The organism is Bradyrhizobium campsiandrae (genome assembly GCF_014529705.1).
Classification (GTDB): Bacteria; Pseudomonadota; Alphaproteobacteria; order Rhizobiales; family Xanthobacteraceae; genus Bradyrhizobium; species Bradyrhizobium campsiandrae.
The window spans coordinates 1-460 of record NZ_JAANIH010000204.1 but is presented as its reverse complement, the minus strand read 5'-3'; the positions used below and the strand labels follow the sequence as shown (position 1 = coordinate 460).

General features: G+C 36.3%; 1 protein-coding gene. It reads right to left on the bottom strand.

Going from position 1 to position 460, the window contains the following annotated elements; translation table 11 throughout:
• On the bottom strand, positions 1 to 411 hold a 411-nt coding region (locus G8O24_RS47120), incomplete at its 3' end, for an ABC transporter ATP-binding protein (protein ID WP_188108432.1).
• Positions 412 to 460: the final 49 nt, after the last annotated feature.

Sequence of the window (460 nt, the reverse complement as noted above, 5' to 3'; positions counted from 1 at the left end):
ACTATCAACAAATTTCTCTGCTTTTTCAGTTAGCTCCGTTTGCATCAAAGCCCGCTCAACAGCTAGATCATCCTCCTTCGTCCGAGTCATTCGCCAATTTTTATAAGGTAGACGACCAAAGTAAAGCAATTCCTTCACCATTAGTTCATTCGGAAGAACGTTACTTTGATGAACAATCGCCACATTTTGCGCAAATTCTTTTGCTTTCCATTCAAAAATCGATTTTCCTTCCAGTAAAACATCCCCAGAATTAGGTGAAAGGAGTCTAGCCAAAATTTCTAATAAGGTAGATTTTCCACTACCATTTGGCCCAACAATCGTATTGATTTTATTTTTCTGGATAGTAAATGAGACATTTTTCAAAATTGCATCGGTTCCATTATAACTAAAATTAACGTCCCTTACTTCCATAAAAATCACCCTTTCGCAATAAAAAGATTAAGAACGGACCACCAATAAT